Below are 21,283 nucleotides of genomic sequence, written 5' to 3'. Positions count from 1 at the left end.
GCAAGTAATTGTTCAGTCTTTTTTTGAAAAATTTGCTAAAAATCAACTCTCCTTTAACTTAAATATTGTTTTTTCTACAAAAGTTTACCACATTCATTTTTTCTTGAAATAGTTTTGAATTTGTGATATAGTTATAAAAATTAAATAATCCTTTAAATCTGTCCCGTGAGGCAGACAAGGAGTCAAAGTATAAGATGGTGTCGCACAGTGAGGCTGTTGGTAGTTTCTCTGTGCTTGCCTAGATTTTCTGAAGTCTCCTTGTGAAGGAGACTTTTTCTATTTTTAAGGAGGCTTTCTATGAAAACGAAAGAAGTTGTTGATGGTTTGACAATGAAACGTGCTATTACACGCATTACTTATGAAATCATCGAACGCAACAAAGAGCTAGACAAGATTGTCTTGATTGGTATTAAGACCAGGGGTGTTTACATTGCTCAACGGATTCAGGAACGGTTGGCACAGCTTGAAAAGGTCAATGTACCTATCGGTGAGTTGGATACTAAACCATTCCGTGATGACTTTAAGGTGGAAGAAGATACGACACACGTTCCGGTTGATATTACAGATCATGAAGTTATCTTGGTGGATGATGTGCTCTATACAGGACGCACCATTCGTGCCGCTATTGATAATTTAGTTAGTTTGGGACGTCCGTCACGTGTTAGCCTGGCTGTTTTAGTAGACCGCGGACACCGTGAATTGCCGATTCGAGCAGATTATGTGGGTAAAAACATTCCAACTAGTCGAACAGAAGAAATTATTGTGGAAATGATAGAACAGGATGGTCAAGACCGTGTCTTGATTGCGGAGGGATTATAAGAAAATGAGTCAAGATGTAAAATACGATGTTCATGATATGCCAAAGCCAGGTCTGCTTGTAGGATTGTCATTTCAGCATTTGTTTGCGATGTTTGGAGCGACGGTTTTGGTTCCAATTCTTGTTGGAATTGACCCAGCAGTTGCCTTGTTTTCAAGTGGTCTTGGAACATTAGCGCATTTAACAGTCACTAAATACAAAGTACCAGCTTATATGGGTTCTAGCTTTGCTTATATTGCAGCCATGCAAATGTTGATGAAAACAGACGGTATTGCTGCCGTTGCTCAAGGAGCTATTACTGGCGGTCTGGTTTATTTCATCGTAGCACTTGTTGTGAAGTTTGCAGGGAATGCTTGGATTGATAAGATTTTACCGCCAGTTGTGGTAGGACCAATCATTATGGTTATTGGACTAAGTCTGGCCAGCACAGCGGTAAACGATGTCATGTTAAAAGATGGTAAATACAATTTAACTTATTTCATTATTGGGATCGTCACTCTCTTTTCAGTCATTCTTTTCAATATTTATGGTAAAAAGATTGTGGGAATTATTCCAGTACTGTTAGGCTTGATTGTAGGGTATGTCTTTGCGCTCGTTCTTGGAGCAGTAACAGGCGAAGACATCATTTCCTTTACAAAAGTGTCTCAAGCTTCATGGTTTCATGTCCCACCTATGCATCTTCCCTTCTTAGACTATAGTGTGAAATTCTACCCAAGTGCAATTTTAACAATGGCGCCAATTGCATTCGTGACTATGACAGAGCATTTTGGTCATGTCATGGTACTGAATAGTTTGACCGAAAAAGATTTCTTTAAAGACCCGGGATTGGATAAAACTCTTGCTGGAGATGGTCTTGCACAAGTGATAGCTGGGATTTTTGGTGCACCACCAGTGACTAGTTATGGTGAAAATATTGGTGTGATGGCTTTAAATAAAATCTATAGCGTTTATGTTATTGCAGGTGCAGCAGTACTTGCGATTGTGATGAGTTTTATCGGAAAAGTATCGGTACTCTTACAATCTATTCCAACTCCAGTTCTAGGCGGTATTTCTATTGCGCTCTTTGGAGTCATCGCTTCGAGTGGTTTGAAAATTTTAATTGAAAAACAAACAGACTTTGATAATAAGAAAAATCTGTTAATTGCCAGTGTAATTTTAGTTGCAGGGATTGGCGGCTTAACCTTGCAACTTTCAGGTCTACAAATTTCGGGAGTTGCTTTATCAACAGTTCTTGGAATTGTGCTCTATCTTATTCTGCCGGAACCTAAAAATTAGTTTGGACACTTAGCTTCATTAAAAGAAATACCTCGTATCTAATAAAAGGAGAAATCACATCATGTCATCTAATCAAATCGCTCTTAAAAATGTTGTCTCTATGGAAACTCTTACAAATGCTGAAGTCTTAAGTTTGATCAAGCGCGGCATTGAATTTAAAAATGGAGCGAAAGCTCATTATGATGAACAACACATTATCGCTAACCTCTTCTTTGAACCTTCCACTCGTACGCACAAAGCGTTTGAAGTAGCAGAATTAAAACTGGGTTGTGATTTATTGGATTTTGATTCAAAAACGAGCTCCATTAATAAGGGTGAGACTTTGTATGATACAATTTTAACGATGTCAGCACTTGGAGTGGATGTCTGTGTCATTCGTCATCCAGAGGTTGACTATTACAAAACATTAGTAGAAAGTCCAACTATTACAACTTCAATTGTAAATGGAGGGGACGGTTCTGGACAACATCCAAGTCAAAGTTTGTTGGATTTGATGACCATCTATCAAGAATTTGGACATTTTGATGGACTAAAAATTGCGATTGCAGGGGATCTAGATCACTCACGAGTTGCAAAATCAAATATGCAAATTTTAAAACGGCTTGGAGCAGAACTCTATTTTGCAGGTCCAGATGTATGGAGAAGTGAAGAGTTTGCTGATTATGGACAATTTGTCACACTTGATGAAGTCGTTGACCAAGTGGATGTTTTGATGCTTCTGCGCGTCCAACACGAGCGTCATAATGACGATTCGCTCTTTTCAAAAGAAAATTACCATAAAATGCATGGTCTAACACAGGAACGATATGATAGGCTGAAAGATACAGCAATCATCATGCATCCGGCTCCAGTAAATCGTGATGTGGAAATTGCAGACCGCTTAGTGGAAGCTCCAAAATCTCGTATTGTAGAGCAAATGACAAATGGTGTATTTGTTCGGATGGCAATTATCGAGTCTGTCCTAAATGGACGAAAAAAATAATAAGCATTAATACGTTGTTGCAATAACAAACGGAGGGGAAAGATGGAAAAGCGCTTGTTAATTCTGGAAGACGGGACAGTATTTGAGGGAGAGGCGTTCGGTGCTGATATTGATGTGACTGGAGAAATCGTGTTTAATACAGGTATGACCGGCTATCAAGAATCTCTTACAGATCAATCTTATAATGGACAAATCTTAACCTTTACTTATCCGTTAATTGGAAATTATGGAATCAATCGTGATGATTATGAATCAATCAATCCCACTTGCAAGGGAATTGTCGTTTATGAGTGGGCACGCCGAGCTAGCAATTGGCGTAACCAGATGACATTAGACGAGTTTTTAAAAGCCAAGAAAATTCCAGGAATTGCTGGTATTGATACACGTGCATTGACTAAAATCATTCGACAGCACGGGACGATGAAAGCGACATTAGCTAATGTGGGCGATCAAATGGTCCATCTGCAAGATCAGTTGAAAGCGACAGTTCTGCCAACTGACAATATCAAACAAGTTTCAACAAAAACACCCTATCCAGCACCGGGAGCGGGTCGTAATATTGTGTTAGTTGATTTTGGATTGAAACATTCAATTCTTCGTGAATTAGCAGCACGCAATTGTAATGTGACAGTTGTTCCTTATGATACAAGTGCAGCAGATATTCTGCACCTCCATCCTGACGGTGTCATGTTATCCAATGGGCCAGGTAATCCAGATGATGTACCGCAAGTGCTAGAAATGATTCGAGGGATTCAAGGGAAAATTCCTCTTTTTGGTATCTGTATGGGACATCAACTCTTTAGTAAAGCAAATGGCGCTCAAACCTATAAAATGAAATTCGGTCATCGTGGTTTTAATCATGCGGTGCGTGAAATTGCAACAGGACGGATTGATTTTACTAGCCAAAATCATGGTTATGCTGTTAGTAGGGAGAATTTTCCAAACGAGTTGATGGTTACGCATGAGGAGATTAATGACAAGTCTATTGAAGGGGTACGGCATCGCTTTTTCCCTGCTTTTTCAGTACAATTTCACCCTGATGCTGCACCAGGTCCACATGATGCTAGTTATCTTTTTGATGAGTTTATGGAAATGATTGATGCTTTTCAATTAGAAAAAGCTAGCAAGTAATATTTAATGTCGTCCAGAGAGGCGACGAATGAAGAAAGGAGAAGGGCAAGTTCTCGTATTTGCTTAACTGAATACGAGCTGTGGACTTTGCAAAAAAGTAAACACATCCTAGACGCGAGCGTCGTCGGCTGGTTTCCTATTTTTGCTATGTCCGCTTAACGCCCTTAATATCTTATAAATGCCTAAACGTACAGATATTAAAAAAATTATGGTAATTGGTTCTGGTCCAATTATCATTGGACAGGCTGCTGAATTTGATTATGCAGGAACCCAAGCTTGTCTTGCTTTAAAAGAAGAAGGCTATAGTGTCGTTCTGGTCAATTCAAACCCAGCGACAATCATGACAGATAAAGAAATTGCAGATAAGGTCTATATTGAACCTATCACTATTGAATTTGTAACTCGAATTTTAAGAAAAGAACGTCCCGATGCAATACTGCCAACTCTTGGTGGACAGACAGGTCTTAATATGGCGATGGAATTATCAAGAGCTGGGATTCTTGATGAGTTGGGTGTTGAACTTTTAGGAACCAAGCTGTCTGCTATTGATCAGGCCGAAGATCGCGATCTTTTCAAGCAATTGATGGAAGAGTTAGAACAGCCCATTCCAGAATCTGATATTGTTAATAGCGTTGACGAAGCTGTTGCATTTGCTGCTAAGATTGGCTATCCAGTCATTGTTCGTCCGGCATTTACTCTTGGCGGCACAGGCGGCGGTATGTGTGCAGATGAGAAAGAACTTCGTGAAATTGCTGAAAATGGTCTCAAACTGTCACCTGTAACGCAATGTCTGATTGAGCGTTCTATTGCTGGCTTTAAGGAAATCGAATATGAAGTTATGAGAGACAGTGCAGATAATGCTCTGGTTGTCTGTAACATGGAAAATTTTGATCCAGTTGGTATTCATACAGGGGATTCTATCGTTTTTGCGCCAACGCAGACACTTTCAGATATCGAAAATCAAATGCTGCGTGATGCTAGTTTAAAAATTATTCGTGCCCTTAAGATTGAAGGTGGTTGTAATGTACAGCTGGCTCTGGATCCGCATAGCTTTAAATACTATGTCATTGAGGTTAATCCACGTGTCTCACGTTCATCAGCTCTAGCTTCTAAAGCAACTGGCTACCCTATCGCTAAATTAGCTGCCAAAATCGCTGTTGGTTTAACTCTGGATGAGATGATTAATCCAGTTACGGGGACAACTTATGCCATGTTTGAACCAGCTTTGGACTATGTAGTGACTAAGATTCCGCGTTTTCCATTTGATAAATTTGAACATGGTGAACGTCGTCTTGGAACACAGATGAAGGCGACTGGTGAAGTCATGGCTATTGGGCGTAATATTGAAGAAAGTCTTCTCAAAGCTTGCCGTTCCCTTGAAATCGGTGTTTACCATAATGAGATGCCAGAGCTTACCAATGTTAGTGACGACGCTTTGGTAGCCAAAATTGTTAAGGCTCAAGATGATCGTCTTTTCTATCTTTCTGAAGCCATTCGTCGTGGATATTCCATTGAGGAACTGTCGGATTTAACAAAAATTGATCTTTTCTTTCTTGATAAGCTCTTGCATATCTTTGAAATTGAAACAGAATTAGCAGCCAAGGTTGGTGATATTGCTATTCTCAAAGAAGCTAAGCACAATGGTTTTGCTGATCGAAAAATTGCTGATATCTGGCAGATGACAGCAGACGCTGTTCGCAAGCTTCGTCTTGACAACAAGATAATTCCTGTTTATAAGATGGTTGATACTTGTGCGGCTGAATTTGAATCTGCAACACCTTATTTCTACTCGACTTACGAATGGGAAAATGAGTCCATCAAATCAGAAAAAGAATCCGTCATTGTTTTGGGTTCAGGTCCGATTCGTATCGGACAGGGAGTTGAATTTGATTATGCGACAGTTCATTCTGTCAAAGCCATTCAAAACGCAGGTTATGAAGCTATTATCATGAATTCCAATCCTGAGACCGTTTCAACAGATTTTTCAGTTTCTGATAAACTTTATTTTGAACCGCTAACTTTTGAAGATGTTATGAATGTAATTGAGTTGGAGCAACCTAAAGGTGTCATTGTTCAGTTTGGCGGACAAACAGCTATCAACTTGGCAGAACCATTATCGCATGCTGGTGTGACAATTCTGGGTACGCAAGTAGCTGATCTTGACCGTGCAGAAGACCGTGATCTTTTCGAGCAGGCTTTAAAAGATTTAAATATTCCTCAGCCGCCGGGACAAACAGCAACAAATGAAGAAGAAGCGGTCGCTTCGGCTCGTAAAATTGGTTTTCCAGTGCTTGTTCGCCCGTCTTACGTTCTTGGGGGACGTGCTATGGAAATTGTTGAAAATGAAAACGATTTACGCTCTTACATGCGAACAGCTGTAAAGGCCAGTCCTGATCATCCTGTCTTGGTTGATTCTTATTTAGTCGGCAGTGAATGTGAGGTAGATGCCATTTCTGACGGTAAGGACGTTCTTATTCCCGGCATTATGGAACATATTGAGCGTGCCGGTGTCCACTCAGGAGATTCTATGGCTGTCTATCCACCACAAACTCTTTCAAAAGAAGTTCAGGCAACCATTGCAGATTATACAAAACGCTTGGCTATCGGACTAAACTGTATCGGGATGATGAATATTCAGTTTGTCATCAAAGACGAAACCGTTTATGTTATTGAAGTTAATCCGCGTGCCAGTCGAACAGTACCGTTTTTATCTAAAGTGACAGATATACCGATGGCACAAATTGCTACTAAATTGATTTTAGGAAGCAGTCTGACTGAACTTGGCTATAAGGATGGCCTTTATCCAGAAAGTCAAACTGTTCATGTTAAAGCTCCAGTCTTTTCCTTCACTAAATTAGCTAAGGTTGACAGTCTTTTAGGACCTGAGATGAAATCTACAGGCGAAGTCATGGGGACTGATTCAACTCTTGAAAAAGCGCTTTATAAAGCTTTTGAAGCATCTTATTTCCACCTTCCTGCTTTTGGTAATGTCATTTTTACCATTGCTGATGATACTAAAGAAGAAGCATTGGCGTTAGCACGTCGCTTCTCAAATATTGGTTACAGTATTTTAGCCACGGAAGGTACCGCTAAATTCTTTAAAGAAAATGGTATTCAAGCGCAATTAGTTGAAAAAATTGGTACAGATGATCATAATGATATTCCAGCCTTTATTCGTAAAGGCAAGGTTCAGGCAATTATCAATACGGTCGGAACAAAGCGAACAGCAGATGAACATGGACAGGCTATTCGTCATTCTGCCATTGAACATGGAATCCCACTTTTTACTGCGCTTGATACAGCCAATGCCATGCTTCAAGTTTTGGAAAGCCGTAGCTTCATGACAGAAGCGATTTAGACTAGGTTAGGATATATTAAGTTTTATGCAAACCTTTTCAATTCTTGAAAAATCTGTTATAATGAAAATGAAAATAGTTATTAGAGGAGAGTAATATGTCTAAAAAAATCATTGGGATTGACCTAGGTGGCACATCGGTTAAGTTTGCGATTCTAACCCGAGAGGGAGAAGTTCAAGAAAAATGGTCTATTAAGACAAATATTTTAGATGAAGGCAGTCATATTGTTGATGATATGATTGAATCTATCAATCATCGCTTGCGACTATTGGGACTTGTGGCAGAAGATTTCATTGGAATTGGTATGGGTTCACCTGGTGTTGTAGATCGTGAAAAAGGGACGGTTATTGGGGCTTATAATCTCAATTGGAAAACTTTACAACCTGTAAAAGAAAAAATTGAGAAAGCAACTGGTATTCCTTTCTTTATTGATAATGACGCAAATGTAGCTGCCCTTGGCGAACGTTGGAAAGGTGCTGGTGAAAATCAGCCCGATGTTGTGTTTATGACTCTAGGAACAGGAGTCGGTGGTGGTATTGTCGCGGAAGGTAAACTGCTGCATGGTGTAGCTGGAGCAGGAGGAGAATTGGGGCATATTACAGTTGATTTTGATCAACCAATCCTTTGTACTTGTGGCAAGAAAGGTTGTTTAGAAACAGTAGCTTCTGCAACAGGTATTGTTAATTTAACGCGTCGCTATGCTGATGAATATGCTGGTGATGCAGAGCTAAAAAAACTGATTGATAACGGCGAAGATGTTAATGCAAAAATAGTCTTTGACTTAGCTAAATCTGGAGACGAATTAGCTCTCATTGTTTATCGAAATTTTTCTCGTTACCTTGGTATTGCCTGTGCAAACATTGGATCAATCTTAAATCCATCAACGATTGTTATTGGTGGTGGTGTCTCTGCTGCAGGAGAATTTTTACTAGACGGTGTTCGTAAGGTTTATGAAGAAAATTCTTTCCCACAAGTGCGTACTTCGACAAAGCTGGCACTTGCAACGCTTGGAAATGATGCAGGTGTCATTGGAGCGGCTTCTTTAGTTCTTCAATAACCCTTCCAAAAAGAAAAATAATTCAAATAAGGCATTTACAATTTTTATAAAATTTGTTATGATATTAGTTAGTGCGTAATGGAAGCACTAGAAAACGACTAATCCGCTGTGGTCTTGAATCGTAAGATTAGTAAGATAGGAGAAGAAAAATGAATCCATTAATCCAAAGTTTGACTGAAGGTCAACTTCGTACTGATATTCCTGCGTTCCGTCCTGGTGATACTGTTCGTGTTCATGCGAAAGTTGTCGAAGGAAACCGCGAACGTATCCAAATTTTCGAAGGTGTGGTTATCGCTCGTAAAGGTGCTGGTATTTCAGAAAACTATACTGTTCGTAAAATTTCTAACGGTGTAGGTGTTGAACGTATCTTCCCACTTCACACACCACGTGTTGAAAAGATTGAAGTTGTTCGTTACGGTAAAGTACGTCGTGCGAAATTGTATTACCTTCGTGCATTACAAGGTAAAGCTGCGCGTATTAAAGAAATTCGCCGTTAATGTAGAAATAACTCTGTCTGTCGGCAGAGTTTTTCTCTAGTCCCCTTAGTTCAATGGATATAACAACTCCCTCCTAAGGAGTAGTTGCTGGTTCGATTCCGGCAGGGGACATCGTAATATACTGAAAGCTCTTGTTACTAAAGAGCTTTTGTTATGTTTGGCCAAATTTGTATATTTTGAAAGCGAAACAAATAAAAGCTAAGGTGAGTTTTGTTTCTATAGTAGTGAGAGAAAGGAGGAAAATGTGAAAGCTTATTTTATTGGTGGTTTAGGATGTAATCGTTTCTATCCTCAAGACTTTTTCGACTCTTTGCATTTTCCAGTTGTTTATCTGGATATGTATGATTCTAAGTTGGAAGAACGATTAACTTCATTACAGGATTTGAAAGACTGGTTTGTAGCACAAGTTGATATAGATGATGATATTCTGTTAATTGCCCACTCTTTGGGAGCAGATTTAGCAGTTTATCTAACAAGTGTTTATGATAATATTATGCATCTCGTCTTACTAGATGGTGGATATATTGATATGGAGCAGATTTGCCCTTTAAATGTAGAAATAGAAGATGCTTTGAATTATCTTCAAACAAATACTTATAGAAATTTAGAAGAAGCTATTATGGCAGAAAAGCAAAATGCCATTGTGTGGTCTGAAAATATAGAGAGAGCATTTAAAAAAAGTTTTGTATTTGACGAAGTCCAAAGGTATTGGCATTTGAACTTCTCTGAAATACTGCTCACTCGTTTGTTAACTATTAGACGACAAACTACAGGGAAACTATCTCTTTTACAGAATAGAAATGTGATATTGTTTATTCCAAGAGTAAATCAAAGTACGCCTATCTGGAAACAGAATGCTTTGAAAAATATTCCGGATTTTATAGACATTCTAGAAGTGCCTGGTTGTGGTCATTCCTTATATACAGAAAAACCAAAAGAAATAGCAGCATTACTCAAAGATAAAATAGATACTAAGATTCAATAAAATCGTTTCTAAACTAATTCGTATTTATCGGATTTAGTTTTTTTATTTCTATTATTTCTGTATTGTTTCACTATTTTCTTTCTTTAGTTTTAGGTTTATTTAAGAAAAAATTCAGTCACTTTTAAGAAAAAGTGGATATGATAGGTACATTCAAAAGAAAGAGCATGAGGAGATAAAAATTTAAAGTTAAGTATATTGATTTGATACGCTTTATCATAAAGAAGAGCTGAATCATTGCAATGTTCTTTGTAACACAGCCTCTGAGTGCTTAAAAATAGAAAGAAGGAATTTGACAAAAATGAAACAAGAGAATACAAATAGAAAAGAGAAGATGATCATAGTGGAAAAAAGTACGAAATGGTGGATGACTGTTGTAGCAAGCGGATCACTTGCTGTCGGTCTTCTTGGTGGACTAGGTATTGGCTCATTGGCGACAAATGCGCTTAATCAGCAAACTAAAGTACAGACAAGTACGACAACTCAAACACAAAAAAACCAACAAGGAAACCAAGGTGGCCCGGGAATACCTCCGGGTGGACAAAGTGGAAATAACCAAGGTGGTCCCAATGGAAGACCTTCCCAACAAAACGGTGACCAAAATGATAATAGTAATAGTCAAAGTGGATCAGAAAAGAGTAATAACTCACAGAAAAAAGCTCCATCAAATGCTGACGGGTCGACTAAATCAGACAAAAATAGTAGTACGACAGAAAATAATGACTCAAATACAACAAATTCTTAATATTTTAGAGAAAGTCATGCTATAATAGAATCAGAATAGCAGAAAGTCGGTAGATTGAGTTTTAACACGAAAATGTGAAATAGTACATGGTTCATGATTAAGAATGAGGAAGAAGTGAAATTTTAAAATTTTTAGCTCTTATCTTATTCTGAAAAAATCAGAATGCTGCTTAAATGCTCGGCTATTGCGCCGTTTAGTGCACAACGAATTTTTGATTGAGGGATATTTGTCCTAAACTCATATTTTTAGAAGGAAAAGCGTATGATTAAGATTCTATTAGTAGAAGATGACCTCGGTTTATCTAACTCAGTATTTGATTTTTTAGATGACTTTGCAGATGTCATGCAAGTTTTTGATGGTGAGGAAGGATTGTACGAAGCTGAAAGTGGTGTGTATGATCTTATCTTACTTGATTTGATGTTACCGGAAAAAGATGGTTTTCAAGTATTGAAGGAATTACGTGAAAAAGGTGTTACAACACCGGTATTGATTATGACAGCTAAAGAGAGTTTGAATGATAAAGGACATGGCTTTGAGCTGGGAGCTGACGATTATTTGACCAAACCATTTTATTTGGAAGAGTTAAAAATGCGGATTCAAGCTCTTTTGAAACGATCGGGCAAGTTTAATGAAAATACTCTTTCTTATGGTGATGTAACCATTAATTTGTCAACGAACACTACACTTGTAGATGGAAATGAAGTAGAGTTACTCGGAAAAGAATTTGATTTATTAGTATATTTCTTGCAGAATCAAAATGTTATTCTACCGAAGACGCAGATTTTCGATCGATTATGGGGGTTTGATAGTGATACAACCATTTCAGTTGTAGAAGTTTATGTCTCAAAAATTCGGAAAAAATTGAAAGGGACGACCTTTGCGAACAACCTTCAAACGCTTCGCAGCGTCGGATATATTTTAAAAGATGCTGAATAAACTAAAAAAAGCATGGTATGCGGATGATTTTTCTTATTTCATTCGCAATTTTGGTATTTTTACTCTCATTTTCTCAGCTATGACCTTGATTATCATTCAAGTTATGCGCTCAAGCCTTTATACAACGGTAGATAATAATTTAAAAAGCTTGAGTCAAGATTCGGCTTCTGTGATTAATTTAGCGCTTGCTCGAAAAGTAGGGCTAGAGCAAAAGTCAGAAAATGGAGAGCCTAAAAGTGGAACAGCTGATAAAGAGCTGACAGATAAACCAAATGTGAGTGCCAATACAGAAGTTATTTTATTTGATAAGAATTATAAATCAATTATTACAAGCAATAATTTTTTAGGGTTTAATAAACTTTCCTTTAATAGCAAGCAATTAGATCGTATTCGTCAAATTCAAGTAAAAAGCAATTACGGCCGAGAAGAAACCTATCGGATGGTTTTGTTTCAAGTGAAATTGCCTAATTTAGAAACCAATGTCAAATACGCAGCAGTTTTTATCAATATTAGCCAATTGGAACAAACTAGTCAAAACCATGAACAGTTGATTGTAGTTGTGATGATTAGTTTCTGGGGAATTTCCTTGATTGCTAGTGTCTATCTTGCGCGAGTAAGTGTCAAACCGCTTTTGGAAAGTATTCAAAAACAAAAGAGCTTTGTCGAAAATGCTAGTCATGAATTACGCACACCTTTAGCCGTTTTGCAAAATCGTTTGGAGACTTTGTTTAGAAAACCAGAAGCTACCATTATGGAATCGAGTGAAAGCATCGCTTCTAGTTTAGATGAAGTGCGAAACATGAAAATGTTGACAACGAACTTACTTAATTTAGCACGGCGTGATGATGGGATTAAACCAGAGATTGGTGATATTGAACCCAATTTCTTTAATACGACCTTTACGAACTATGAAATGGTTGCCACAGAAAATGGAAAAGTTTTTCGATTTGACAATAGGATTCACCGTGTGATAAAAACGGATAAAACCTTACTGAAGCAATTGATGACTATCTTGTTTGATAATGCCCTGAAATATACAGACGAAGATGGTGTGATTGAATTGACAATCTCTTCAAATGATCGAAATTTGTTTTTGAAGGTTTCGGATAATGGTCCAGGGATTAGTACAGCAGATAAGAAAAAGATTTTTGATCGTTTTTATCGTGTTGATAAAGCTCGGACTCGACAGACAGGTGGTTTTGGTTTAGGGTTGTCACTTGCAAAGCAAATTACAGAAGCTCTTAAAGGAACTATTACAGTGAAAGATAATAAACCGAAAGGGACTGTTTTTGAAGTAAAGATTGCGATTCGAACGGATAATAAAAAGAAAAAATAGATTTAGGATACTTTCAGTGTACCTGTAAAGAAAGTTATTCCGAAAGATGATAATAAAACACGACCAAGTTAAGACGAGTTGTTAGCTAATCTTGATTTGGTCGTGGTTTTTTCTTTCAAAATGATGTAACTAAATGAATTAAGTTGGGAGATTGAAAACTATTTTGTGTTTATACTGTCAGTTGGATAGAAGTATCGTCTGACTTTTACTTTGTTTGATTGCCTCGGGTAACAGAGAATATGAAATTCAGTTCGAATTTCACTGTGCTTCTTATTTTATTTCGCAGACCAGACGCTAACTGATTTTTCTACAACTGGGAAATTTGCCCAGCCGTCTTCCTTGATTATCACAGTTGAAGGGTTGTTTCCTAAGTAGTCTTTGAATTCTTTGCCAGCCCAGTTTTCCCCGACATACATGCGTTTTGAATTTGCTTGATCATTTGTCAAAATAACGGCAATTGGCTGTCCATTGTCTTTGCCTGAACGAGTCCAAGCAATACAATGCTCGTCGTCAAAATAATCTTTTTGTTCACCATAAGCTAGATTGAGACGGATATCTAATAATTTATCAAGAACTGTCTGGAAGCTGTCTTGAGCAAATTCCCCATTGACGCCATAGTAGTCTCCGTAGAAAACGCAAGGAAGGCCTGCTTCGCGTAATAAAATAAGGGCATAAGCAGCAGGTTTAAACCACTCTTCAATAGTTGATTCCAGCGCTTGACCGCGTTGTGTATCATGGTTATCAACAAAAGTAACCGCAGATTCAGGGTGGTTTTTGACGAGAGTTTGTTCAAAAATATTTCTTAAATCATAGCCAGATCCAGCACAGCTAGCATCAAACAAATTATGATGTAGTTTGACATCTACTAAATCAAAACGATAGTCAATACTTCCTAAATAATCGTTGTTTGCTGTTTCATCACTATTCCAAAACTCTCCAAAGACATAGAAATCGTCCCCGTATTTAGCCGAGATGTCGCGGATAAAATTTCCCATAAAGAAAGAGTCGATATGTTTAATTGCGTCTAGTCGGAAGCCATGAATGCCTGTTGTTTTGATGAACCAATCTGCCCAATCATAAAGGTTTTGAATTACTTCTGGATGTTTAAAGTCAAGGTCAGCATACATGAGATAATCAAAATTGCCATTTTCATTATCAACTAAGTCATCATCTGCCCACCCTTTATTGTCTCCTTGAATGAGATAAATCCCTGATTTATTCCGTTGAGCATCATAATCAGTCCCAGTAAAGTGATACCAATGCCACTCAAAATTATTATATTTTTTGTGGCGACCTGGGAACGTGAATTTAGTCCAACCTTTAATTTCGAAAGGTTCAGAGAGTGCAACTGTACGATCGTTTGGATCAACTTCAATAACAGTAAATCGCTCTTTGTAATCTGCTGCTGCCTTGTGATTTAAAACGACATCTGCAATAGGCTCGATCCCATTTTCTTTGAGCGACTTAATAGCTTTCAAATATTCTTCTTTTAAGCCGTACTTCGTCCGAACGGTACCTTTTTGGTTAAATTCCCCTAAGTCGAATAGATCATAAATACCGTAGCCGACATCATTGGAGCTAGTTGCTTTGAAAGCAGGCGGCATCCAAACCTTTCGAATTCCTTTAGAAGCTAGATGTGGGGCCTCTTTTGCTAAGCGATTCCAATGTTGTCCATCATTTGGTAGATACCATTCAAAATATTGCATTAATGTTTGATTTTCCATACGAGATACTTCTTTCTTAATTCTTAACTAACGGCTATTATTTTATCAAAATAATTCCGACAACGCAAACGTTTGCGTAATTTTAAAAAAGCGGGAGTGGTAAAATGGATTTAAACTATATAATAAGTCTATATTGACAAGTTCTTCAATAGGCCACGATGCACTAGAAGAGCTCGCTTCTAACAAAAGTGATAGAAAAAATTGATTTTAATTCTCTCTTGTCAGATTCATTTTATGATGATTAGACTTATTACTTTAATAAAACAAGATATCTAAGTATTTTAAGCCAAGATTTTTGTAAATTTGATAACGATATTTTGTGTTTGGATAAACTTTAGCTCTGAAAATAAAAGCTATATTCAGTTTAGTTGGGAATATAGTTCTTATATTTTATGGAAGTTGTGCTAGGAAGTCATTCAGCTCCTTTTGGTTGTGAAGGATTATCAATTTATTGGGATACATTGTTTGAAGCTTTTTATATCGTTTACGAATGGCAAGAGTTCGTCCATCGTGTAAAATCCAGCGGATAAATTCCCAATCGAACTTTTCAGGGCAGCCTTCTGCCATACTGTCTCTTACCTTACCTTTGTTTTTTGAATAGCGCTTTGCAGCCCGAAAGAGACAATTCCAACGCGAAAAATTTAAAAAAATAATTTGGTTTGCTTGTTCCATCCTTTCTTCATAGTAGCAGAAGCTATAGTTTCCGTCTATTACCCAGTTTTCTTTTGATTCTAAAAAATTGTTGACTTGTATTTGCATCCAGTTTCGCTCACTCATTTTCCAATTAGGGAGAAATTGTAGTGTATCTAAATGCAATTTAGGAATAGAGTAATATTGGGCTAAGGTAGTCGCTAAGGTAGATTTTCCTGCTCCGGAATAACCAACAACTGCAATTTTCATATGTGACCTTTCTATTTACAGCAACAAAAAAAGCTCCGTCGAGCTCTTTTTATATGATGCAAGATTATTTTGCAAGTTTTGTAGCAAGGCGTGCTTTGTCGCGACTTGCCTTATTTTTGTGAATCAAACCTTTAGTTTCTGCTTTATCGATAGCTGAACTCGCAGCACGGAAAAGTTCTTCAGAAGGATTTGCTTCAAATGCTTTAATTGCAGAACGCATCGCTGATTTTTGAGCTGAGTTTTTTTCGTTTTGTTTAACGTTTAATCCAGCGCGTTTAATAGCTGATTTAATATTTGCCAATGTTTTCACCTCCAATGATATACTAACTATCTAATTATATATGAAAAGTTAAGATTTGACAAGCTTTTTTATTTTTTTAAGTAAATTTCATCAATCATATGATTTTCCGTTTTATGAAGAATGATTTCAGCTCGGTTACGTGTTGGTTCAATATAATCTTGTAAATTGACAAGGTTGATTGATTTCCAGACATTTTGAGCAAATTTCATGACTTCGTTTTCTGGTTGAGAAGTAAAAGGGTGATAATAGTTGGTTGGATCTTCTTTAGCTAAAGTGAGCAATTTTTTAAAGCGATCTAGATACCACGTTTCGATATTTTTAACTTCTGCATCCACGTATATTGAAAAATCAAAGAAATCCGTCATATAGAGACGCTCATTTTGCGGATTTTGAAAAACATTGATACCTTCAACGATGACAAAATCTGCAGCTATCACAGACTGTTTTTCATCGGGAACAATATCATAAATTTCGTGAGAGTAAACAGGAATTTGGAAATTCTGTCCGTTTTTGATATTGTCAAGAAAGTCAAGTAGTAGTTCCATGTTATAACTTTCTGGAAAACCTTTACGTTTTAGAAGATTTTGTTTCTGTAAGTAAGCATTTGGATAGAGAAATCCGTCTGTTGTTACCAGTTCGACAGTAGCATTTGAAAATGTACGAGATAAAAGGATTTGCAAGAGCCGGCTGGTAGTAGATTTTCCAACAGCGACACTTCCAGAGACGCCTATGATAAATGGTTGTCGTTTGCTTGCTTTCTGTAAAAAAATTCCCTTTGAGAACGCCAAATCTTCTTTTGAGCGTTTGTAAATTTGGATAAGATTGGTTAAAGGTAGATAAACATCTGTCACATCTTGAAGACTAATCTTATCATTGAAACTTTTGATGGAATTTAGCTCTTTTTGGGATAAAGGCGGGGTTGTTTTGCGATGTAAGTTTTGCCATGTTTTTCGACTAATTTTTTCAAAATGGATAAATTCGTTCGTCATATTCACTCCTATAATTGACAAATAGTATAACATATTTTCGATAAAATTGTAAACGGTTTACAAACAAAAGGTCTTTATGTTAAAATAACTTTATGACTAAAATGTATTTCGCAGAAAATCCAGATGTAGAACATGATATCCACAAATTAAAAGTTCAGCTTCTGGGGCAAAATATGACTTTCTTGACTGACGCAGGCGTCTTTAGTAAGAAAATGATTGATTATGGAAGCCAAGCTCTGTTAAAGTGTCTTCATTTTCATAAGGAGGAAAGCGTATTAGATGTTGGTTGTGGCTACGGGACATTAGGGCTTACTTTAGCCAAGGCTAATGAAGTCAAAGCTACCCTTGTTGATATCAATCAGCGTGCTCTTGATTTAGCTCGCCAAAATGCTGAGCGTAATCAGGTTATAGCTACAATTTTTCAATCTAATGTTTATCAAAATGTAGAAGGGAAATTTCATCATATTATCAGCAATCCACCAATTCGAGCTGGAAAACAGGTTGTTCATGAGGTGATTGCAGGAGGCTATACGCGTTTACTAGATGATGGAGACTTGACAATTGTTATTCAAAAAAAGCAAGGAGCTCCAAGTGCAAAAGCTAAGATGGAAGAGGTATTCGGAAACTGCGAAATTCTAAAAAAGGATAAGGGATATTATATTCTTAGAAGTAGGAAGGAAATATGAGAACAGTTGATGTGATTCAGAAAAAGCGGGATGGTCTAGAATTAACCAGTGATGAAATCAAGTGGTTAATTGAGGGGTATGTTGCTGGAACTGTACCAGATTATCAAATGGCAGCTTTTGCAATGGCGGTATATTTTAAAGGCATGAGCACTCGCGAGATTTCTGATTTGACGATGACTATGGTAGGGACAGGCCAGCAAATTGATTTGTCAGCTATTTCTGGAGTCAAGGTTGATAAACATTCAACCGGAGGCGTGGGTGATAAAGTGACACTTGTCTTAGTGCCCTTAGTAGCCAGTTTTGGAGTGCCTGTTGCTAAAATGAGCGGTCGTGGACTTGGTCATACAGGAGGCACGCTTGATAAATTAGAATCCATTAAAGGATTTCAGATTGAGCGTAGTCAAGAAGAATTTATTGAGCAAGTGCAAGATATCGGACTGTCTGTTATTGGTCAGTCGGATCAGTTGGTGAAAGCTGATAAATTACTTTATGCTTTGCGTGATGTGACGGCGACCGTCGATACGATTCCTCTAATTGCAAGTTCTGTTATGAGTAAGAAGATCGCGGCTGGGGCAGATAGTATTTTGCTAGATGTGACAGTTGGCGAGGGTGCATTTATGAAAAATCTAGAAGATGCGCGTGCTCTAGCACGGACTATGGTTGATTTAGGAAAGGCAGTTGGGCGTAGGACGACAGCAGTTATTACTGATATGAGCCAACCTCTGGGAACTAGCATTGGTAATCGTTTGGAAATCCTTGAAGCTTTGGATATCTTGCAAGGAAAAGGACGAGAAGATGTAACAGAATTTATTTGTGAATTAGGCCAAATTATGCTCGGCTTAGCAAATGTTGAAAAAACTGTAAAAGAAGTGCGAGAACATCTATTTGATGGATCAGCACTGCAAAAATTTGAAGCCATGGTTGTTGCACAAGGTGGTGATTTAGAAGATTTGTATCGTTCTTCATCAGCAAAATACGTTGTAGAAGTAACTGCAGATGAAGTAGGTTATATTTCTGAATTGCCAGCTATGGAATTTGGTTTATTCGCTATGCGGCTAGGTGCAGGTCGAGCTGTGAAAACGGATGTATTAGACTTTGAAACAGGAATTGTTTTTGAAAGGAAAGTTGGAGAATCAGTCAAAATCGGTGAAATTGTCGCAAAAATTTATGCAAATGAAAAAATTTCACAAGAATTAGTTACAGAATTCAAAAAAAATGTTAAAATAAGTAATGAGCCGAAAAAAGTACGAGAGATTATCGAAGTAATCGCTTAACTTACAGGAGAACCGAAAATGAAGTTAAATAAATACATAGATCATACGCTTTTAAAACCAGATGCTCAACAAGAGCAAATTGAAAAATTGATTGAAGAAGCAAAAGAATATGATTTTGCCAGTGTGTGTGTTAACCCTACATGGGTAAGTTTTGCAGCAGAAGGTTTACGTGACACAACTGTTAAGGTCTGTACCGTTATTGGTTTTCCTTTAGGAGCAAATACACCAGCTGTGAAAGCTTTTGAAGTGAAAGATGCTATCAAAAATGGTGCAGATGAAGTGGATATGGTCATCAATATTGGTGCTTTGAAATCTCAAAATCTGGTTTTGGTAGAAGAGGATATTGCAGCAGTGGTAGAAGCAAGCGGTGATAGACTTGTCAAAGTGATTATTGAAACCTGTTTGTTGACAGATGAAGAAAAAGTTGTGGCATGTCAATTGGCTAAAAAAGCTGGTGCAGACTTTGTGAAAACTTCAACGGGATTTTCAACAGGTGGAGCTACTGTCTATGATGTAGCATTGATGAGAAAAATCGTTGGTTCAGAGATGGGGGTCAAAGCTTCAGGAGGAGCACGTTCGTATGAAGACGCAATTGCATTTGTTGACGCAGGTGCAACCCGTATCGGTACCTCTTCTGGTGTAGCCATCATGAAGGGAGAACAGGCTAGTGGCGACTACTGAGTTGATTAATCTAGCCATTGAGACAAGTAAAAAGGCTTATGTTCCTTATTCTCATTTTCCAATTGGAGCTGTATTAGTAGCTAAAAATGGTCAAATTTTTACAGGTGTAAATATTGAAAATGCTAGTTTTGGTTTGACAAATTGCGGAGAACGAACAGCTATTTTTAAAGCGGTTTCTGAAGGTGTCACAGATTTTAAGGAGTTAATCGTTTACGGTGAAACCAAACACCCCATCTCTCCGTGTGGTGCTTGTCGTCAAGTAATGGCAGAATTTTTTTCAAAAGATTTAAAGGTGACACTTGTTGCCAAAGATAGATCGACGGTCGTGATGACGGTCAAGGAATTACTTCCATATTCTTTTACTGGCTTGGATTAGTTGGTAAAATGGTCGTTTGACCAAAGTTAATCTTGCAACATTGTTGCACATCTTATTTAGGAGGTTCAGAGATGAACAAGAAACAATGGCTAGGCCTTGGTCTAGTAGCTATCGCAGCAATAGGACTTGCTGCATGTGGTAATCGTGCATCTAAATCAGGTAATAAAGGTGCAAAGACAAATTTAAAAGCTGCAATCGTTACAGATACAGGTGGTGTAGATGATAAGTCATTTAACCAATCAGCTTGGGAAGGTTTGCAAGCTTGGGGTAAAGAAAATGGATTGAAGAAAGACCATGGTTTTACTTATTTCCAATCTACTAACGAATCTGAATATGCTACTAACCTTGAGCAAGCTGCTTCTAGTAACTATAAATTAGTATTTGGTATCGGATTTGCACTTCGTAATGCAGTAGAAGCTGCTGCAAAAGATCACTCTGATATTAACTATGTCATCATTGATGATGAAATTAAAGGCCAAAAGAATGTAGCTTCTGCACTCTTTGCAGATAACGAAGCTGCTTACCTTGCTGGTGTAGCTGCAGCTAAAACAACTAAAACGAAGATGATTGGTTTTGTTGGTGGTATTAAAGGGGCTGTTCTTACTCGCTTTGAAAAAGGTTTTGCAGCAGGTGTAAAATCTGTTGATCCTTCTATCAAGATTGATGTGAAATACGCTGAAAGTTTTGGAGACGCTTCAAAAGGGAAGACAATTGCAGCCGCTCAATACGCAGCTGGTGCTGACATTGTTTATCAAGTAGCTGGTGGTACTGGTGCTGGTGTATTTAACGAAGCAAAATCTATCAATGAAACTAGAAATGAATCTGAAAAAGTTTGGGTTCTCGGTGTTGACCGTGACCAAAATGCTGAAGGCAAATACAAATCTAAAGATGGTAAAGAATCTAACTTTGTTTTAGCGTCTACTTTGAAAAAAGTTGGCGGTACGGTGAAAGATATTGCCAACAAAGCAGCAAAAGATAAATTCCCAGGAGGAAAAACTACAACTTACGGTCTGAAAGATGGTGGTGTAGATTTGACAACTAAGAATCTATCTGCTGAAGCTAAAAAAGCCGTAGAAGATGCAAAAGCAAAAATCCTTGACGGAAGCATTAAAGTTCCTACAGAATAATAACCTAACACTCAAGAAGCGACCTTCGTGGGTCGCTTTTTGAGATTGAGACATCTTTTGTCTCAGTAAAGCTGACTAAATTTAGTGAGTTTTACTGAAATAAAATAATTT

At 37.6% G+C, this 21,283-nt stretch carries 20 protein-coding genes and 1 tRNA gene; 17 read left to right on the top strand and 4 right to left on the bottom strand.

Going from position 1 to position 21,283, the window contains the following annotated elements; genetic code table 11:
• Nucleotides 1-297: 297 nt before the first annotated feature.
• The 12 genes from pyrR (at nt 298) to HMPREF1654_RS06605 (ending at nt 13,114) form a co-directional block, all read left to right on the top strand.
• A complete protein-coding gene (gene pyrR, locus HMPREF1654_RS06660; RefSeq protein WP_003072874.1) occupies nt 298-819 on the top strand; it encodes a bifunctional pyr operon transcriptional regulator/uracil phosphoribosyltransferase PyrR in 522 nt (173 codons plus the stop codon).
• A 4-nt stretch (nt 820-823) separates the two neighbouring features.
• Nucleotides 824-2,092 (top strand): uracil-xanthine permease family protein, encoded by a 1,269-nt coding sequence (locus HMPREF1654_RS06655; protein WP_003076548.1) that lies wholly within the window; start codon nt 824-826, stop codon nt 2,090-2,092.
• 61 nt (nt 2,093-2,153) lie between these two features.
• Entirely contained in the window at nt 2,154-3,074 is a 921-nt protein-coding gene (locus HMPREF1654_RS06650) for an aspartate carbamoyltransferase catalytic subunit (RefSeq protein ID WP_003076327.1), read from the top strand.
• A 42-nt stretch (nt 3,075-3,116) separates the two neighbouring features.
• Nucleotides 3,117-4,205: a carbamoyl phosphate synthase small subunit gene (locus HMPREF1654_RS06645; protein ID WP_003076288.1), complete on the top strand. Its 1,089-nt coding sequence runs from the start codon at nt 3,117-3,119 to the stop codon at nt 4,203-4,205.
• Nucleotides 4,206-4,383: 178 nt separating this feature from the next.
• A complete protein-coding gene (gene carB, locus HMPREF1654_RS06640) occupies nt 4,384-7,563 on the top strand; it encodes a carbamoyl-phosphate synthase large subunit (protein ID WP_003076972.1) in 3,180 nt (1,059 codons plus the stop codon).
• A 95-nt stretch (nt 7,564-7,658) separates the two neighbouring features.
• Nucleotides 7,659-8,618: an ROK family glucokinase gene (locus HMPREF1654_RS06635; RefSeq protein ID WP_003076829.1), complete on the top strand. Its 960-nt coding sequence runs from the start codon at nt 7,659-7,661 to the stop codon at nt 8,616-8,618.
• 149 nt (nt 8,619-8,767) lie between these two features.
• A complete protein-coding gene (rplS, locus tag HMPREF1654_RS06630; protein WP_003024326.1) occupies nt 8,768-9,115 on the top strand; it encodes a 50S ribosomal protein L19 in 348 nt (115 codons plus the stop codon).
• A gap of 39 nt (nt 9,116-9,154) precedes the next feature.
• Nucleotides 9,155-9,226: transfer RNA gene (locus tag HMPREF1654_RS06625), tRNA-Arg, on the top strand.
• A 133-nt stretch (nt 9,227-9,359) separates the two neighbouring features.
• A complete protein-coding gene (locus HMPREF1654_RS06620) occupies nt 9,360-10,100 on the top strand; it encodes an alpha/beta hydrolase (protein ID WP_003076545.1) in 741 nt (246 codons plus the stop codon).
• A gap of 298 nt (nt 10,101-10,398) precedes the next feature.
• Entirely contained in the window at nt 10,399-10,842 is a 444-nt protein-coding gene (locus HMPREF1654_RS06615; RefSeq protein WP_003076363.1) for a hypothetical protein, read from the top strand.
• A 261-nt stretch (nt 10,843-11,103) separates the two neighbouring features.
• Nucleotides 11,104-11,778: a response regulator transcription factor gene (locus HMPREF1654_RS06610; RefSeq protein WP_003036714.1), complete on the top strand. Its 675-nt coding sequence runs from the start codon at nt 11,104-11,106 to the stop codon at nt 11,776-11,778.
• The gene (locus HMPREF1654_RS06605) at nt 11,768-13,114 is read left to right on the top strand and encodes a sensor histidine kinase (RefSeq protein WP_003076259.1); all 1,347 of its coding nucleotides are present in this window, start codon (nt 11,768-11,770) and stop codon (nt 13,112-13,114) included. Before HMPREF1654_RS06610 ends, HMPREF1654_RS06605 begins: the two co-directional genes overlap by 11 nt.
• A gap of 275 nt (nt 13,115-13,389) precedes the next feature.
• Here HMPREF1654_RS06605 and HMPREF1654_RS06600 read toward each other — a convergent pair whose 3' ends face one another.
• From HMPREF1654_RS06600 to coaA, 4 genes are all read right to left on the bottom strand, one after another.
• On the bottom strand, nt 13,390-14,838 hold the full coding sequence (locus HMPREF1654_RS06600) for an alpha-amylase (protein WP_003076940.1): 1,449 nt from the start codon (nt 14,836-14,838) through the stop codon (nt 13,390-13,392).
• Nucleotides 14,839-15,228: 390 nt separating this feature from the next.
• Entirely contained in the window at nt 15,229-15,738 is a 510-nt protein-coding gene (locus tag HMPREF1654_RS06595) for a DNA topology modulation protein (protein WP_003076684.1), read from the bottom strand.
• Nucleotides 15,739-15,802: 64 nt separating this feature from the next.
• Entirely contained in the window at nt 15,803-16,039 is a 237-nt protein-coding gene (gene rpsT, locus HMPREF1654_RS06590; protein ID WP_003072853.1) for a 30S ribosomal protein S20, read from the bottom strand.
• Nucleotides 16,040-16,107: 68 nt separating this feature from the next.
• On the bottom strand, nt 16,108-17,028 hold the full coding sequence (gene coaA, locus HMPREF1654_RS06585) for a type I pantothenate kinase (RefSeq protein ID WP_003076842.1): 921 nt from the start codon (nt 17,026-17,028) through the stop codon (nt 16,108-16,110).
• Nucleotides 17,029-17,120: 92 nt separating this feature from the next.
• On the opposite strand from coaA, the gene HMPREF1654_RS06580 reads away from it, so the two are divergent.
• The 5 genes from HMPREF1654_RS06580 to HMPREF1654_RS06560 all read left to right on the top strand — a co-directional run bounded on the left by HMPREF1654_RS06580 (nt 17,121) and on the right by HMPREF1654_RS06560 (nt 21,172).
• A complete protein-coding gene (locus HMPREF1654_RS06580) occupies nt 17,121-17,714 on the top strand; it encodes a class I SAM-dependent methyltransferase (protein WP_003076784.1) in 594 nt (197 codons plus the stop codon).
• Complete coding sequence (locus HMPREF1654_RS06575; RefSeq protein WP_003076508.1) at nt 17,711-18,988, top strand: pyrimidine-nucleoside phosphorylase; 1,278 nt, start codon at nt 17,711-17,713, stop codon at nt 18,986-18,988. Before HMPREF1654_RS06580 ends, HMPREF1654_RS06575 begins: the two co-directional genes overlap by 4 nt.
• 18 nt (nt 18,989-19,006) lie before the next feature.
• Nucleotides 19,007-19,669, top strand: a complete 663-nt coding sequence (gene deoC, locus HMPREF1654_RS06570) for a deoxyribose-phosphate aldolase (protein WP_003076286.1) — start codon at nt 19,007-19,009, stop codon at nt 19,667-19,669.
• On the top strand, nt 19,656-20,045 hold the full coding sequence (locus tag HMPREF1654_RS06565; RefSeq protein WP_003072837.1) for a cytidine deaminase: 390 nt from the start codon (nt 19,656-19,658) through the stop codon (nt 20,043-20,045). Before deoC ends, HMPREF1654_RS06565 begins: the two co-directional genes overlap by 14 nt.
• A gap of 71 nt (nt 20,046-20,116) precedes the next feature.
• The gene (locus tag HMPREF1654_RS06560) at nt 20,117-21,172 is read left to right on the top strand and encodes a BMP family lipoprotein (RefSeq protein ID WP_003077035.1); all 1,056 of its coding nucleotides are present in this window, start codon (nt 20,117-20,119) and stop codon (nt 21,170-21,172) included.
• Nucleotides 21,173-21,283: the final 111 nt, after the last annotated feature.

The organism is Streptococcus intermedius SK54 = ATCC 27335, assembly GCF_000413475.1.
Lineage (GTDB): Bacteria > Bacillota > Bacilli > Lactobacillales > Streptococcaceae > Streptococcus > Streptococcus intermedius.
The sequence above is the reverse complement of the archived record's forward strand: the minus strand, read 5'-3'. Positions and strand labels throughout refer to the sequence as shown.

Coding starts and splice junctions, on each gene's coding strand:
- pyrR (WP_003072874.1), top strand. CDS start 298: ATGAAAACGAAAGAAGTTGTTGATGGTTTGACAATGAAACGTGCTATT.
- HMPREF1654_RS06655 (WP_003076548.1), top strand. CDS start 824: ATGAGTCAAGATGTAAAATACGATGTTCATGATATGCCAAAGCCAGGT.
- HMPREF1654_RS06650 (WP_003076327.1), top strand. CDS start 2,154: ATGTCATCTAATCAAATCGCTCTTAAAAATGTTGTCTCTATGGAAACT.
- HMPREF1654_RS06645 (WP_003076288.1), top strand. CDS start 3,117: ATGGAAAAGCGCTTGTTAATTCTGGAAGACGGGACAGTATTTGAGGGA.
- carB (WP_003076972.1), top strand. CDS start 4,384: ATGCCTAAACGTACAGATATTAAAAAAATTATGGTAATTGGTTCTGGT.
- HMPREF1654_RS06635 (WP_003076829.1), top strand. CDS start 7,659: ATGTCTAAAAAAATCATTGGGATTGACCTAGGTGGCACATCGGTTAAG.
- rplS (WP_003024326.1), top strand. CDS start 8,768: ATGAATCCATTAATCCAAAGTTTGACTGAAGGTCAACTTCGTACTGAT.
- HMPREF1654_RS06615 (WP_003076363.1), top strand. CDS start 10,399: ATGAAACAAGAGAATACAAATAGAAAAGAGAAGATGATCATAGTGGAA.
- HMPREF1654_RS06610 (WP_003036714.1), top strand. CDS start 11,104: ATGATTAAGATTCTATTAGTAGAAGATGACCTCGGTTTATCTAACTCA.
- HMPREF1654_RS06605 (WP_003076259.1), top strand. CDS start 11,768: ATGCTGAATAAACTAAAAAAAGCATGGTATGCGGATGATTTTTCTTAT.
- HMPREF1654_RS06600 (WP_003076940.1), bottom strand. CDS start 14,838: ATGGAAAATCAAACATTAATGCAATATTTTGAATGGTATCTACCAAAT.
- HMPREF1654_RS06595 (WP_003076684.1), bottom strand. CDS start 15,738: ATGAAAATTGCAGTTGTTGGTTATTCCGGAGCAGGAAAATCTACCTTA.
- coaA (WP_003076842.1), bottom strand. CDS start 17,028: ATGACGAACGAATTTATCCATTTTGAAAAAATTAGTCGAAAAACATGG.
- HMPREF1654_RS06580 (WP_003076784.1), top strand. CDS start 17,121: ATGACTAAAATGTATTTCGCAGAAAATCCAGATGTAGAACATGATATC.
- HMPREF1654_RS06575 (WP_003076508.1), top strand. CDS start 17,711: ATGAGAACAGTTGATGTGATTCAGAAAAAGCGGGATGGTCTAGAATTA.
- deoC (WP_003076286.1), top strand. CDS start 19,007: ATGAAGTTAAATAAATACATAGATCATACGCTTTTAAAACCAGATGCT.
- HMPREF1654_RS06560 (WP_003077035.1), top strand. CDS start 20,117: ATGAACAAGAAACAATGGCTAGGCCTTGGTCTAGTAGCTATCGCAGCA.